A 13,289-nucleotide genomic window follows, 5' to 3' on the forward strand; every position below is an offset into this window, starting at 1 on the left:
GGGGCAATGACGCACGTTGTGATGAGGTAGCAGGTGCTGCTGCGGCTTCAGGCGCCTTCTTCGAGGCAGAGGGTGAAGCGGCTGCCCGCGCCGGGCCGGCTTTGCACGGTGATGGTGCCGCCCATCAGGTGGGCCAGCTTCTGGCTCAGGTACAGGCCCTGGCCCATGCCCTCATGCTTGCGCGAGGGCTTGGCATCGAGCTGGGTGAAGGCACGAAAGAGCTTTTGCTGGTCCTGCTCGCTGATGCCGCAGCCGGTATCGATCACATCAATCCAGCTGGTGAGGCTTTCGCCCTGGTGCTGCTGGCGCAGCTTGACCTGCACCTGGCCTTGCTCGGTGAACTTGACGGCATTGCTCACCAGGTTCAGCAGGATTTGCGCCAGGGCGCGGCGGTTGGCGTGGATCCGCACTTCGCCGGCATACGGTGCCATGCTCAGCTGCAAGCCCTTCTTGATGGCCGCCGGGCGCATTGCCGCCACCGCCTCCTCGATCAGTTCGGAACAGAGCAGGGCCTCGGGGATCAGGTCTTCTTCCTCGGCTTCCATGCGGGAGACGTCCAGCAGGCTGGTGATGAGTCCCAGCAAGTGCTGGGCGCTGTCGTGCACGGTCTGCAGCTGCTGCTCCTGCTCGGCCGTCAGCGGCCCGCCCATGCGCGTGAGCAGGATTTCGGTGAAGCCGAGGATGGCGTTCAAGGGCGTGCGCAGCTCGTGCGAGGTGTTGGCCAGGAAACGGTCGCGCGATTCCACGGCCTCCACCAAGGCGCGGTTTTTCTCGGCCAGGTCTTGCTCGATGCGCTTGCGGTCGCTGATGTCGCGCACTGCAATCATGAGGAAGGTTTCGCCCTCGATGACCAGCGGGCTCAGGCTGACGTCGACCGGGAATTCGCCGCCATCGCGTTTCAGGCCGCACAGTTCAGGGGTCGGGTTGCTGGCCGGAGCGGCCCGGCCGGACAGGTAGTTGGCCAGGTTCTGCGCATGCATGGCCAGGAAGCGCTGCGGAATCAGCACGTCGATGGCGCGCCCCGTCAGGTCGGCCACTTCCCAGCCGAAGAGCTCGCCCGCGCGGCGATTGACCAGCACCAAACGGTCCAGCGCATTGACCACGAGGATGCCGTCCGGCAGCGAATCGTAAAGCCCGTGCACACTGGCGGCGATCAGGCTGATGTCGCGCAGGACGGTGGCCTGGCTGATGTCGCGCTTGCAGGAGAGTACGTATTGCGGCTGGCCGCGGTCATCGCGCAGCAGCTTGTTGGATACCGAGAGGTGCAGCAGGGAGCCATCCTTGCGGCGGCGGATGGACTGGCATTCGGCCCGGCCCAGCGCCAGCGTATCAGCGAACACCCGCTCTTCCTCGGCGCGCCGCTCGGGCGGCACGATGAAGTCCGACAGATGCTGGCCGAGCACTTCCTGGCCGCTGTAGCCGAAGATCTGTTCGGCGCAGCGGTTCCAGTAGACGACCCCTCCCTGCATGTCCATCAGGACATAGGCATCGGGCGCCTCGCTGAGCAGCAGTCGTTCAAGCTGCTGCATTGCCGTCGCCGACCGCCTCTTGCAGGCGCAGCAGTTTGTCGTGAACCTGGGCCGGCAACCCTTGCCACAGGCTCCTGGCGCTCAGGTGCATGGTCTGGGTCCAGTCCTGCCAGTCTTCGCCGGCCACCTGATACAGCTCGGGGAAATCGTGCGGTGCCAGCTGCAGGTGCGGCAGCGCCCGGGCAATCTTGGGCAGGGCCGCCTCGGCGACCTGGGGCGTGCCGCAGCCCAGTTCGGCCATGGCGGCCGACAGGTACAGGGTCCAGATGATTTCCAGCGGGCGCGGCACCGGCCATTCCTGCGGCAGGGGCGGCGCTTCGTAGTGCAGCACGGCGTCGCAGAAGAGTTCCGGAATCTTCCAGTCCTGCATCAGGGCTGCTGCGATATTGAGGTGGTTGAAGCCGAACAGCGACTGCTCCATCGCCAGTTGACCCGAAGGCTCCAGCGGGCGCGTCAGCAGCGACGAATAGCCGGCCGGATGGGCCGAGGCCAGGGTCAGCCTGCCGATGTTGGCCAGCAGACCCGTGGTGAACATTTCTCCCAAGGGAGCCACGCGCGTGTGGCTGCTGATGGCCTGGGCGCTGCAGGCCATGGCGAAGCTGTGCGCCCAGAAGGCCGGCAGCTTGAAGTTCGCGCAGGAGGCGGGGGCCGTGGTCTCTGCGAGCGACAGCGCCAGGGCAAGCTGGCGCACGGCCTGCAGGCCGACCAGCAGCATGCTGTCCATGCTGACAGAGGCAATCGGGCGCACGCGGTCGGCATTGAGTACGTTGACGATGCGGATGATGCGTCCGGACAGGGCCGGGTCGCCCTGGACCAGATGGATCAGTTCATGCATGTCGGGATCATCCTGCGCACACATGCGCATGATGGTCAGGCGCACCCCCCCCGGCGAAGGCAGGGCTTGCGCGCTCCTGAGCTTCTCGAACAGGGTGGGTTCAACAAAAGTGAGCATCATTTGCTGTCCTGGTTGCGGTTGTAGATGTCGACCACTTCCTCCCATCCGGCAAAGAAGGCCTCTACACAGCGCGGATCGAAGTGGCTGCCCGCATTGTCGCGCAGATAACGGGCGGCGTCTTCCAGGCTCCAGCCTTTTTTGTAGGGACGCGAGGAGGTCAGCGCGTCGAACACGTCGGCCACCGCCACGATGCGCCCGTAGAGCGGGATATCTTCGCCCTTGATCGCATTGGGATAGCCGCTGCCATCCCATTTCTCATGGTGCGTCTCGGCGATCCGGGAGGCGGTCTGCAGCAGCGCTGACGGGCTGGCGCGCAGGATGTCGGCGCCGATCTGGGCGTGCAGGCGCATGACCTTCAGTTCTTCTTCGTCCAGCCGTCCGGGCTTGAGCAGGATGTGGTCGGGGATGCCCATCTTGCCGATGTCGTGCATGGGGGAGGCGGCCAGCAGCAGGTCCTGCTCCTCCTTGGGCAAGCCGAGATGGGCGGCGATGATGCGGGTGTAGTTGGACATGCGTACCAGGTGTTCGCCCGTTTCGGGGTCCCGGTAGCCGGCCGCGCGCGCCAGCAGGTCCACCGAATTGAGCGCCAGGCTGGTGCTCTGCTGCGCCTTCTGTTCCACCTCTTCGGACAGGTGCTCGATCTTCTGGCTCATGGCCAGCTGCGACTTGCGCATGGCCAGCATGTTCTTTACGCGGGCCAGCAGCTCCACCCTGTTCACCGGCTTGGAGAGGAAGTCATTGGCCGTCATCTGCAGCGCCTTGTGGCGCACTTGCAGGCCCATGTCAGCGGTGATCATGATGACCGGCGTCATTTCCTGTCCCGGCATGGCGCGAAAACGCGAGAGGAAGTCCAGGCCATCCATGCCCGGCATCATGTAGTCCAGCAGGATCAGGTCGGGATCGTGGCTACCGCACCAGTCCAACGCTTCGAAGGCGTCCGGGCAGGTGCTTATGCTGGTATCCGGCAGTTGCGCCAGCATGTGCGTGAATAGCGACAGATTGGTCTTGTCGTCGTCGACGATCAGAATCTTCATGTGTTCCCCCGGCCCCTCTCTTGTATCTGTTCTCGCAAGGCAGCGAAGGCGCGCGCGCACTCTTCGGCCAGCGTACGGACTTGCGCCAGGTCCCCCTGGCGTGCCGCGATTTCCATTTGACGTCCGGTCTCGCCCAGCGACTGGATGCCCAGGTTCAGGCAACTGCCCGCCAGCCGGTGGCCCAGCGCCTGGATCTCGCCCAGCAGCGGATCAGCAGCCTGGCAATGCCGGGCCAGTTCGTCCATCACCGGCGTGGTGTGCTCGATGAACATGTTCAGCATTTCGCCAGCCAGTGCGGTGTCGTCGCCAAAGAGTTCCTGCAGGCGGCGCTCGTCGAGCACCATCGGCGCCGCGCCGGCATCGCCTTGCGCGGCTGGCGCGGCTGGCGCGGCCGGCAGGTAATGCTCCAGCATCGCTGCCAGTTGCGAGCGCAGCAAGGGCTTGGTCAGATAGTCGTCCATACCCGCCTCCAGGCATTGTTCGCGGTCGCCCGCCATGGCATTGGCGGTCATCGCGACGATGGGGGTATGGGCCAGCTCGCCCTGCAGGCGCCGGATACGGCGCGTGGTTTCGTAGCCATCCAGCACCGGCATCTGGCAATCCATCAGGATCAGCGCATAAGCGCGCTGCGCCAGCTTTTCGAGCGCCTCCGCACCGTTGGAGGCGATATCGACCGCGTAGCCCATGGCATTGAGCTGGTATACCGCCACCTTCTGGTTCATTACGTTGTCTTCCACCAGCAGGAGTTCGTGCTGTTCCTGCCGCCCTTGTTGCCCCTTTTGCGATGATTCCCTGATCAGGCGGCCGGAAGGCGCCTGTGCTGGCGCGGCTGCCTTCTCCGCCGGCACCAGATGGACCGCGCGCAGCAATTGCTGCTTGCGCAGCGGCAACTGCAGTGCTGCCGACGTTGATGTTCCGTCTATATTAAGGCCGTGTACGCCGTGGTCAAGCAGCACGCACGTGACTGCCGGTCTTTCAGCGTGCATGCGCGCCAGCACCGCCGCCGGTGGCACATCGTGGATCTCGCTGCTGACGATCAGGGTATCGATGCCGCTGGCCGTGGCCGCCGGGCCGGTCAAGGCCGCCAGGGCGTCGCTGGCGCTGCTGTAACGTACCGTCTCCAGTCCTGCGGCGCGCAGGTATTCGTGCAGCATGGCGGCACTGGCATCATGTGTTTCGAGCAGGGCCACCTGTCGTTTTTTCGCTGCATGCGCGCGCACGGCGAACTGCGCAGGTTGCGCCACGGGAATGCCCAGTTCGAACCAGAAGCAGGAGCCGTTGCCCGGCGTACTCTCCACGCCGATCTGGCCGCCCATCAGTTCGACCAGGCGCTTGCAGATCGACAGCCCCAGGCCGGTGCCACCGTACTGGCGCGTGACCGAATTGTCGGCCTGTGAAAACGGTGAGAAGAGCCGGCGCAACGTATCGTCATCCATGCCGATACCACTGTCGCGCACCTCGAAATGCACCCGGCAGTGGTCCCCCGAGACATGCAGCGCCTGGACCCGCAGCAGCACTTCACCCACGTGGGTGAACTTGAGCGCATTGCCCAGCAGGTTCAGGAGCACCTGGCGGATGCGTCCGGGGTCTCCCAGCAGCCGCAGCGGCAGGCGCGGATCCACATGGGCCAGCAAGCGCACGCGCTTCTCGCGGGCCTTGAAGGAGAGGGCTTCGGTGCTGGCCTCCACCACTTCCAGCAGATCGAACTCGACCACGGCGATATCCATCTTGCCGACATCGATCTTGGAAAAATCCAGCACGTCATTGACGATGCCCAGCAAGGCATGGGCCGAATCCTCGATCGCCTTGGCGAACTCGGCCTGCTGCGTATCCAGGCGAGTGCTGCGCAACAGGCCTGCCATGCCCAGCACCGCATTCATGGGGGTGCGGATTTCATGGCTCATGGTCGAGAGAAAGGCGCCGCGCGTGAGCATGGCCTGGTCGGCCGCTTCCTTGGCCAGCACCAGGTTGCGCGCGGCGCGCTGGTTGTCGCGCAGCAGGCGCAGCAGGATCAGTGCGCGCACCAGCCACAACGCCAGCAGACCCAGGATCAGCCAGGCCGGCAGGTCGGTCTGCCACAGCGCGGCTACCGCCAGAACGGCAAAGCCGGCCTCGGCCAGCGCCAGCAGCAGGCGACCGTCGCGCGGCCGCTGCCGTGCCTGGCTAGGGGTGTGCCCTGGTGTCACGAGTTTGTCTCCATGGTTCCCGGTTCCGGTGAATGTTGCACGCCGGCGCAAGAAGGCGCAGGCGTTTTGATTGGAATCAATTATAACGAATCGATAATTTAATTGCTAAAACTGTTTTATTTGTTTCAGCAGATTGAGTGCGCCTGTGGTCAAAAAGCGGCAGAATGTTGAGCTTGCATTCCAAACAACATCTAGTTTTTTGCACCAAGAAACCAAGGCGCCGGGGATTTTTGTTCAGCCTGATGCGATCAATATTATTATTTTTTCTGTGTAAATTAATTTTATTGATTTATTCGATTAATTTATTTATAGTGACAGTTCGCAAAAAACATGCAGTGGCTAACCTGCAAGGAGCCTGCAAGATGAATTCCCCTCTCTCAACGGGTTGCACGCGGCTGAGCCGCCCTGTTTTGCTGCGCTGGATCGCTGCCATGATCTTGCTGACGCTGGGCTGCTGGGCCTGGCCGCACCTGCATGCGGCGACCACGGCCAAGCTGGCGATCTCGGTGCTGGTGGCCACGCGCTGCAATGTGGTGGTCAACGTGATCAATGGTGTCGCTGCCGTGTCCAATACCTGTGGCGCGGTGCCCTCCGGCAGTCCCGACGGGCGTGCATTGCTGCTGGTGAACCAGCAGGAGCGTTCGGTGCTGGTGGTCTACTGAAGCGGGTGGCGCGCCAGTTGCTTTCACAGGCCTGCCAGCGGGGCAAGCGTGGCCGCCAGTACAGCCAGCAGCACAACCGCCCAAGACGGCCACTTGCGCCAGACCAGTGCCGCGAAGGCGACGATGGCAATGAGCAGGTCGCGCGCGCTGAAGATGGCGCTGGTCCAGACCGGCTGGTAGAGCGCCGCCAGCAGCAGTCCCACGACTGCGGCATTGACGCCAGCCAGCACCGCCTGCATCGCGGCCTGGCGACGCACGCCATCCCAGAACGGCAGCAGCCCGGTCACCAGCAGGAACGAGGGCGCAAAGATGGCCAGCAGGCATAGCAGGCCGCCGGCCACGCCGTTGGGCCAGGAGGACATTACCACCCCCAGATAGGCTGCCAGCGTGAAGAGCGGGCCGGGAATTGCCTGGGCCGCGCCATAGCCGGCCAGGAAGACGTCCTTGTTCACCCAGCCCGTGGGTACCAATTCGGCCTGCAACAGCGGCAGCACCACATGCCCGCCCCCGAAGACCAGTGAGCCGACGCGATAGAAGATGTTGACCTGCTGCAGCCACGCCGCCGGATAGACCGCAGCCACCAGCGGTATGCCGGCCAGGAGGACGAAGAACAGCAGCAGGCAGGCGCGACCCGTACGGCGGCTGACCACCAGCGGCAGGTGTTCCTGCAGTGCAACCTGTGGTCCGTGCAGCAGCAGCCGTCCGGCCAGGCCGGCCGCCACGATCACTCCCAGCTGCACCAGGCTGCCCTGCAACTGCCAGGCCGCCAGCGCAGCCAGCATCATGATGGCCAGCCGCACCGGTCCGCGGCACAGTGTCTGCGCCATCCCCCACACCGCCTGCGCCACGATGGCCACGGCCACGATCTTCAGGCCGTGCACCACGTCCCCGGAGAGCCAATGCGCATCCTCCAGCACCGACAACGCTACCACCATCAGCAGCAGCGCAGAGGGCAGCGTAAAACCCAGCCAGGCCGCCAGGGCACCGCGATAGCCGCCCCGGACCAGGCCGATGGCCAGTCCGACCTGGCTGCTGGAGGGGCCGGGCAGGAACTGGCACATGGCCACCAGGTCGGCATAGGTCTGTTCGGATAGCCAGCGCCGCCGTGCCACGAATTCATGGCGGAAGTAGCCGAGATGGGCGGCTGGCCCGCCAAAGGAGGTCAGTCCCAGTCGGAGGAAGATCATGAACAGGGACCAGGCAGACTGGCGGGGCGCGCTTGGCAAGGCAGAGTGAGCGGCGGGTACGGGAGCAGGGGAGGCAGGCATGCGGTGGTCGGGGCAGGGTGTCCGGGGAGTCCGGGTGGCGCCTATATTAGAGGCGGCTTGAGGGCGAAATGAAGTTTTTTTCATGCTGCCAGCCATTTCATGCGGGATACGCCGCTTTTTCAGTCTGCGCAGGTGATAAAAAAGCCCGATTTGGCCCGGTTCCCCCTTGATCTGCGGCAATGCATCCCGATTTGGCGGTTTGGTGCCTGCGCAGTGCTAGAATGCAGGGCTATTTTTCAATCAACCTTTGGAGCCTTACGTGTTTATTTCCGACGCATACGCGCAAACGGCCGCAGCAGCCCCTGGTGGCGCGATGGGCAACCTGGCCAGCTTCCTGCCGATCATCCTGATGTTCGTGGTCCTGTATTTCCTGATGATCCGCCCGCAGATGAAGCGTCAGAAAGAACAGAAAGCCATGATGGACGCACTGGGCAAGGGCGACGAAGTCGTCACCTCCGGTGGTCTCTTGGGCCGCATCACCAAGGTGGCCGATGGCTACATCACCATCGAAGTCTCCGAAGGCACCGAAGTCATCGTGCAAAAGGGCGCTGTCACCACCCTGCTGCCCAAGGGCACCATCAAGGGCCTGTAATCGGCCTCACCGGTTGGCCGGCCTGAACCGGCGAACCCATGGGCGCATCGCTGATGCGCCCATGTCGTTAGAACGGCGCGCAGAAACTTCCGGTTCCTGGCGAGCGTTCTGAACAGGGTGGCAGGTCCCTGCCGCCCTCTCCCGCAAGCAAGAAGCACAAGACCATGAATCGTTACTCTCTCTGGAAATACGCACTGATCGTCCTGGCCCTGCTGTTCGGCGTGATCTATACCGTCCCGAACTTCTTCGGCGAATCCCCCGCGGTACAGATCAGCAGTGCCAAGTCGACCCTGAAGGTCGAGCCTGCCGTGGCCGGCCGTGTCGATCAGATCCTGAAACAAGGCAATCTCGGCGCAGAGAGCGTGGCGTTCGACAATGCCGGTTCGCAGCCGTCGGTGCGTGCCCGCTTTGCCACCACCGACATCCAGTTCAAGGCCAAGGCCCTGCTGGAGAAGGAACTCAACACCGACCCCAGCGACCCGACCTACATCGTCGCCTTCAACCTGCTGCCCAACACCCCGCAATGGCTGCAAAGCCTGCACGCCTTCCCGATGTACCTGGGCCTGGACTTGCGCGGCGGCGTGCACTTCCTGATGCAGGTCGACATCAAGGCGGTCCTGAACAAGCGCCTGCAAGGCATGCAAGCGAGCGTGCGCAGCCTGCTGCGTGACAAGAACATCCGCCACAGCGGCATCAACCGCTCCGGCGACAGCATCGAGATTTCCTTCCGCGATGCCGATACCCGCAACAAGGCCCGCGCCGCCCTGGGCGAACTGCAGGAAATGCTGCTCACCGACGCCGGCAGCGGCGATGACCTCAAGCTCATCGCCACCCTGCGTCCGGAAGCCCTGAAGCAGACCCAGGAAGACGGCGTCAAGCAGAACATCAGTACCCTGTCCAAGCGCGTCAACGAACTGGGCGTGGCCGAGCCGCTGATCCAGCGCCAGGGCGCCGACCGCATCGTGGTCGAGCTGCCGGGCGTGCAGGACGTCTCGCGCGCCAAGGACATCATCGGCCGTACCGCCACCCTGGAAGTGCGCATGGTCGATGAGAGCGTGGTGCGCGGCACCGAAGAAACCTCGGCCATCCCCTTCGGCTCCGAACTGTTCAAGATCGGCAAGGGCGCGCCCGTGGTCCTGAACAAGGAACCGGTGCTGACCGGCGACTACATCTCCAACGCTTCGGCCAGCTTCGATGAAAACCACCAGCCGGCGGTGAGCATCGACCTCAACGGCGACGGCGGCCGCAAGATGCGCGAAGCCACCCGTGACAAGGTCGGCAAAGCCATGGCCATCGTCCTGTTCGAAAAGGGCAAGGGCGAAGTCCTGACCGTGGCCACCATCCGCTCCGAACTGGGTTCGCGCTTCCAGATCACCGGCATGGGTTCGCCCGAAGCCGCCAGCGACCTGGCCCTGCTGCTGCGTGCCGGTTCGCTGGCCGCACCGATGGACATCATCGAAGAGCGCACCATCGGCCCGCAACTGGGTGCCGACAACATCAAGAAGGGCTTTGATTCGGTGCTGTATGGCTTCCTGGCCATGGCCGTCTTCATGGTGATCTACTACCAGCTGTTCGGTTTCTTCAGCGCCCTGGCGCTGTCGGTGAACGTGCTGCTGCTGGTGGCGCTGCTGTCCACGCTGCAGGTCACGCTGACCCTGCCGGGTATTGCCGCCATCGCGCTGGCGCTCGGTATGGCGATCGACTCCAACGTGCTGATCAACGAACGCATCCGTGAAGAACTGCGCGCAGGCAATTCGCCGCAGGCAGCCATTGCTGCCGGTTTCGATCGCGCGTGGGCGACCATCCTGGACTCCAACGTGACCACCCTGATCGCCGGCCTGGCGCTGCTGATCTTCGGTTCCGGCGCGATTCGCGGCTTTGCCGTGGTGCACTGCCTGGGCATCCTGACCTCGATGTTCTCGGCCGTGTTCTTCTCGCGCGGCGTGGTCAACCTCTGGTATGGCCGCAAGAAGCGCCTGTCCGGCCTGGCCATCGGCCAGATCTGGAAGCCCGAGGGTGACGTGCTCTCGACCTCCGGCAAGGCACAGGCCAAGCGCGACGCCAAGTAATCATCAGCAGCACAGCCAGATTTGAGCCGGGCGCCCCGTTGAAGGCGGCGCCGGCACCGAAAGGATAGTGATGGAATTTTTCCGCATCAAAAAAGACATTCCCTTCATGCGTCATGCCCTGATCTTCAATGCGATCTCGGCACTGACCTTCGTGGCCGCGGTGTTCTTCCTGTTCTCCAAGGGATTGCACTTCTCCATCGAATTCACCGGCGGCACGGTCATGGAAGTGGCCTACAACAAGCCGGCCGACCTGGAGAAGATCCGCAAGTCCATTGAGGGACTGGGTTACCGCGACACCCTGGTGCAAAGCTTCGGCACTGCCCAGGACGTCATGATCCGCCTGCCCGCCCAAGCCGGCGTGAACGCCAGCCAGCAGAGCGAGAAGGTCAATGCCGCCCTGAAGGCCGATGATCCGGACGTGCGCCTGCAGCGCGTGGAATTCGTCGGTCCCCAGGTGGGTGACGAGCTGGCCCATGATGGCCTGCTGGCCCTGGGCATGGTGGTGCTGGGCATCGTGATCTACCTGGCCTTCCGCTTCGAATGGAAGTTCGCGGTAGCGGCGGTGATCGCCAACCTGCACGACATCATCATCATCCTGGGCTTCTTCGCCTTCTTCCAGTGGGAGTTCTCGCTCACGGTGCTGGCCGCCATCCTGGCCGTGCTGGGTTACTCGGTCAACGAGTCGGTGGTGGTGTTCGACCGGGTGCGCGAAGCCTTCCGGGACCGCCGCTTCGGCAAGCTCTCCGCGCCCGAAGTGCTGAACCACGCGATCACCAGCACCATGTCGCGTACCGTCATCACCCACGGCAGCACGGAAATGATGGTGCTGGCGATGTTCTTCTTCGGTGGCCCGACGCTGCACTATTTTGCGCTGGCGCTGACCATCGGCATCCTGTTCGGTATCTATTCGTCGGTGTTCGTGGCGGCAGCCCTGGCCATGTGGCTGGGCGTGAAGCGCGAAGACCTGATCAAGCCGGTCAAGGTCAAGGACGAGAACGGCGGCGCAGTGGTCTGATTCCCGGATTCAACTGCGTTGCACAGGAAGGGCCGCCGCGTTCGCGAAGCGGCCCTTTTTCATGAGAGGCCCGCAAAGGCGGGATAATGCGGCAGTTCATCACTGCACATCACGGCATTCCAGATTTTTCATCATGACCCCATCCATCGATCTGAACGATATCGACTATGAACGCCGCTTCGGCGGTGTGGCACGTCTCTATGGCGCTGCCGGCTTGCAAGCTTTCCGCCAGGCGCGCGTATGCGTGGTCGGGGTCGGCGGCGTAGGCTCGTGGATCGTCGAGGCGCTGGCCCGCAGCGCCATCGGCCACCTGACCCTGATCGACCTGGACAACCTGGCCGAATCCAACGTCAATCGCCAGATCCATGCGCTCACCGGCACGCTGGGACAGGCCAAGGTGACGGCCCTGCACGAGCGCATCAGGCAGATCAATCCGACCTGCGTGGTCACCGAGGTGGAGGATTTCGTCGATCCGGAGAACGTGGAGCAGATGCTGGGCGGCGGCCGTTTCGATTACGTCATCGACGCCATCGACAACGTCCCGGCCAAGGTGGCCATGATCGCCTGGTGCCGCCAGAACGGCATGCCCATGGTCACCATCGGCAGCGCCGGCGGGCAGATCGATCCGACCCAAATCGAGATCCGTGATCTCTGCCGCACCGAGCAGGAACCGCTGCTGGCCAAGGTGCGAAAGCGCCTGCGCTCACAGCATGGTTTCCCGCGCGGGACCAAGAACAAATTCCACATTGACGCCGTGTTCTCCACCGAACCGCTGCGTTTCCCTGAACTGGCCGAGGGCGAGGCCTGCGAGATCGCACCGGGTGAAGACCTGGATGTGGGCGAGGATGCCGCCGACAGCACGCAAGCTGGCGTGACAGGATTGAATTGCGCCGGTTTCGGCTCGGCCATGGTGGTCACGGCCAGCTTCGGCCTGGTGGCCGCAGCGCATGTCCTGAAAAAGCTGGCCGGGAAGGCCAGCTGACAAAAGGGGCGGGGCCAGCTCAGTGCCCGCCGCCCTCATCGACCCGGTGCGCGGACACGCACAGCAGCACGCTGACGGTGACCAGCACCATGGCTGCGATCTCCAGCAGGGTCGGCCAGCGCTGTTCCCAGAGGAAGCCATAGAGCAGGGCGAAGAGGGTCTCGAACAGGATCATCTGCCCGATCATGGTCAACGGCAGCAGGCGGCTGGCCTTGTTCCAGCAGGCATTGCCGAACAGCGAGGCAAAGATGGCCACGCCCGCCGACACCGCCACGAAATGCATCCACTCGCTGCCCGGATGCGGCTGCAGCATCACCGTGAAGGCGGGCACTGCGATGAACAGCGACAGCAGCCCCGTGACCACGCCGATCAGCAGGTTCCAGTCATGCGCAGAAACTTCATGCAGGCGTCCCAGCCAGCGGCTGTTGCCGACCGCATAGGTCGTCCAGGAGACCAATGCGGCCAGGGCGCAGAAGAAGCCGAAGATACTTTGCTTCATATCGCCTCCAGCCGACCCGGCCAGCGACTGCCAGGCGACGCAGGCAATCCCCGCCAGGCCCAGCCCCAGCGACGGCGCCAGCTTGCGCAGCGAGACCGCGCCATGCCCGCGGCTGCCGATGATGCTCACCGCCACCGGCAGGAAGCCGATCACCAGCGAAGTCATCGCCATGCCGCCCAGTTGCACGGCACTGGCCAGGAAGACGTAATACACCACGTTGCCCAGGAGGCTCAGCCACACCAGCGCGCGCCATTCAGCGCGGCCCAGGTGGGGCAGCAGCTTCCTGATGCGCGGCGCGATCAGCAGTGCGGCGAACAGTCCATAGGCGAGATAGCGCCCGGCCGTCAGTTGCCAGGGCGAGAAGGCGCGGGTCAGTTCAGGTGCGAGGAACACCAGGCCCCAGGCCGCACCGGCCAGTGCGCCATAGAAGATGCCTTGCAGGATCGTGTTGGAACTCATCGGGAATCAAAGCCAGCCATGTTGCGAAGTGGGGCAGTA

Annotated in this window: 11 protein-coding genes; 5 read left to right on the plus strand and 6 right to left on the minus strand. The window is 63.9% G+C overall.

From position 1 onward, the window contains the following. Positions 1-47 precede the first annotated feature (47 nt). The 4 genes from FYB76_RS02980 to FYB76_RS02995 are packed head-to-tail and all read right to left on the minus strand — an operon-like array spanning position 48 to position 5,704. Positions 48-1,529: a PAS domain S-box protein gene (locus tag FYB76_RS02980; RefSeq protein ID WP_154132638.1), complete on the minus strand. Its 1,482-nt coding sequence runs from the start codon at positions 1,527-1,529 to the stop codon at positions 48-50. Further along, positions 1,516-2,484, minus strand: a complete 969-nt coding sequence (locus tag FYB76_RS02985; RefSeq protein WP_154132639.1) for an HDOD domain-containing protein — start codon at positions 2,482-2,484, stop codon at positions 1,516-1,518. The genes FYB76_RS02980 and FYB76_RS02985 overlap by 14 nt, the downstream gene beginning before the upstream one ends. Further along, a complete protein-coding gene (locus tag FYB76_RS02990; RefSeq protein ID WP_154132640.1) occupies positions 2,481-3,518 on the minus strand; it encodes an HD domain-containing phosphohydrolase in 1,038 nt (345 codons plus the stop codon). Before FYB76_RS02990 ends, FYB76_RS02985 begins: the two co-directional genes overlap by 4 nt. Then, positions 3,515-5,704, minus strand: a complete 2,190-nt coding sequence (locus tag FYB76_RS02995; RefSeq protein ID WP_370516287.1) for an ATP-binding protein — start codon at positions 5,702-5,704, stop codon at positions 3,515-3,517. Before FYB76_RS02995 ends, FYB76_RS02990 begins: the two co-directional genes overlap by 4 nt. A 431-nt stretch (positions 5,705-6,135) precedes the next feature. On the opposite strand from FYB76_RS02995, the gene FYB76_RS03000 reads away from it, so the two are divergent. Then, on the plus strand, positions 6,136-6,366 hold the full coding sequence (locus FYB76_RS03000) for a hypothetical protein (RefSeq protein ID WP_229296859.1): 231 nt from the start codon (positions 6,136-6,138) through the stop codon (positions 6,364-6,366). Positions 6,367-6,389: 23 nt separating this feature from the next. Here FYB76_RS03000 and chrA read toward each other — a convergent pair whose 3' ends face one another. Further along, complete coding sequence (chrA, locus tag FYB76_RS03005; RefSeq protein WP_154132642.1) at positions 6,390-7,553, minus strand: chromate efflux transporter; 1,164 nt, start codon at positions 7,551-7,553, stop codon at positions 6,390-6,392. 340 nt (positions 7,554-7,893) lie between these two features. Between chrA and yajC the strand changes: the two genes are divergently transcribed. From yajC to tcdA, 4 genes are all read left to right on the plus strand, one after another. After that, positions 7,894-8,226 (plus strand): preprotein translocase subunit YajC, encoded by a 333-nt coding sequence (yajC, locus tag FYB76_RS03010; protein WP_088757356.1) that lies wholly within the window; start codon positions 7,894-7,896, stop codon positions 8,224-8,226. 164 nt (positions 8,227-8,390) lie between these two features. Then, positions 8,391-10,295, plus strand: a complete 1,905-nt coding sequence (secD, locus tag FYB76_RS03015) for a protein translocase subunit SecD (protein ID WP_088757329.1) — start codon at positions 8,391-8,393, stop codon at positions 10,293-10,295. Between the two features lie 70 nt (positions 10,296-10,365). Continuing rightward, the gene (secF, locus tag FYB76_RS03020; protein WP_006464758.1) at positions 10,366-11,310 is read left to right on the plus strand and encodes a protein translocase subunit SecF; all 945 of its coding nucleotides are present in this window, start codon (positions 10,366-10,368) and stop codon (positions 11,308-11,310) included. A gap of 133 nt (positions 11,311-11,443) precedes the next feature. After that, complete coding sequence (gene tcdA, locus FYB76_RS03025; RefSeq protein ID WP_088757330.1) at positions 11,444-12,292, plus strand: tRNA cyclic N6-threonylcarbamoyladenosine(37) synthase TcdA; 849 nt, start codon at positions 11,444-11,446, stop codon at positions 12,290-12,292. Positions 12,293-12,311: 19 nt separating this feature from the next. Here the strand turns inward: tcdA and FYB76_RS03030 are convergent, their stop codons facing one another. Beyond that, positions 12,312-13,250: a DMT family transporter gene (locus FYB76_RS03030; protein WP_154132644.1), complete on the minus strand. Its 939-nt coding sequence runs from the start codon at positions 13,248-13,250 to the stop codon at positions 12,312-12,314. Positions 13,251-13,289: the final 39 nt, after the last annotated feature.

The sequence above is a fragment of the Herbaspirillum sp. CAH-3 genome (assembly GCF_009668275.1).
GTDB lineage: Bacteria > Pseudomonadota > Gammaproteobacteria > Burkholderiales > Burkholderiaceae_D > Herbaspirillum > Herbaspirillum aquaticum.

Bases quoted from the DNA above. Each gene is read 5' to 3' on its own strand.
- FYB76_RS02980 (WP_154132638.1), bottom strand. From the start codon at position 1,529: ATGCAGCAGCTTGAACGACTGCTGCTCAGCGAGGCGCCCGATGCCTAT.
- FYB76_RS02985 (WP_154132639.1), bottom strand. From the start codon at position 2,484: ATGATGCTCACTTTTGTTGAACCCACCCTGTTCGAGAAGCTCAGGAGC.
- FYB76_RS02990 (WP_154132640.1), bottom strand. From the start codon at position 3,518: ATGAAGATTCTGATCGTCGACGACGACAAGACCAATCTGTCGCTATTC.
- FYB76_RS03000 (WP_229296859.1), top strand. From the start codon at position 6,136: ATGATCTTGCTGACGCTGGGCTGCTGGGCCTGGCCGCACCTGCATGCG.
- chrA (WP_154132642.1), bottom strand. From the start codon at position 7,553: ATGATCTTCCTCCGACTGGGACTGACCTCCTTTGGCGGGCCAGCCGCC.
- secD (WP_088757329.1), top strand. From the start codon at position 8,391: ATGAATCGTTACTCTCTCTGGAAATACGCACTGATCGTCCTGGCCCTG.
- secF (WP_006464758.1), top strand. From the start codon at position 10,366: ATGGAATTTTTCCGCATCAAAAAAGACATTCCCTTCATGCGTCATGCC.
- tcdA (WP_088757330.1), top strand. From the start codon at position 11,444: ATGACCCCATCCATCGATCTGAACGATATCGACTATGAACGCCGCTTC.
- FYB76_RS03030 (WP_154132644.1), bottom strand. From the start codon at position 13,250: ATGAGTTCCAACACGATCCTGCAAGGCATCTTCTATGGCGCACTGGCC.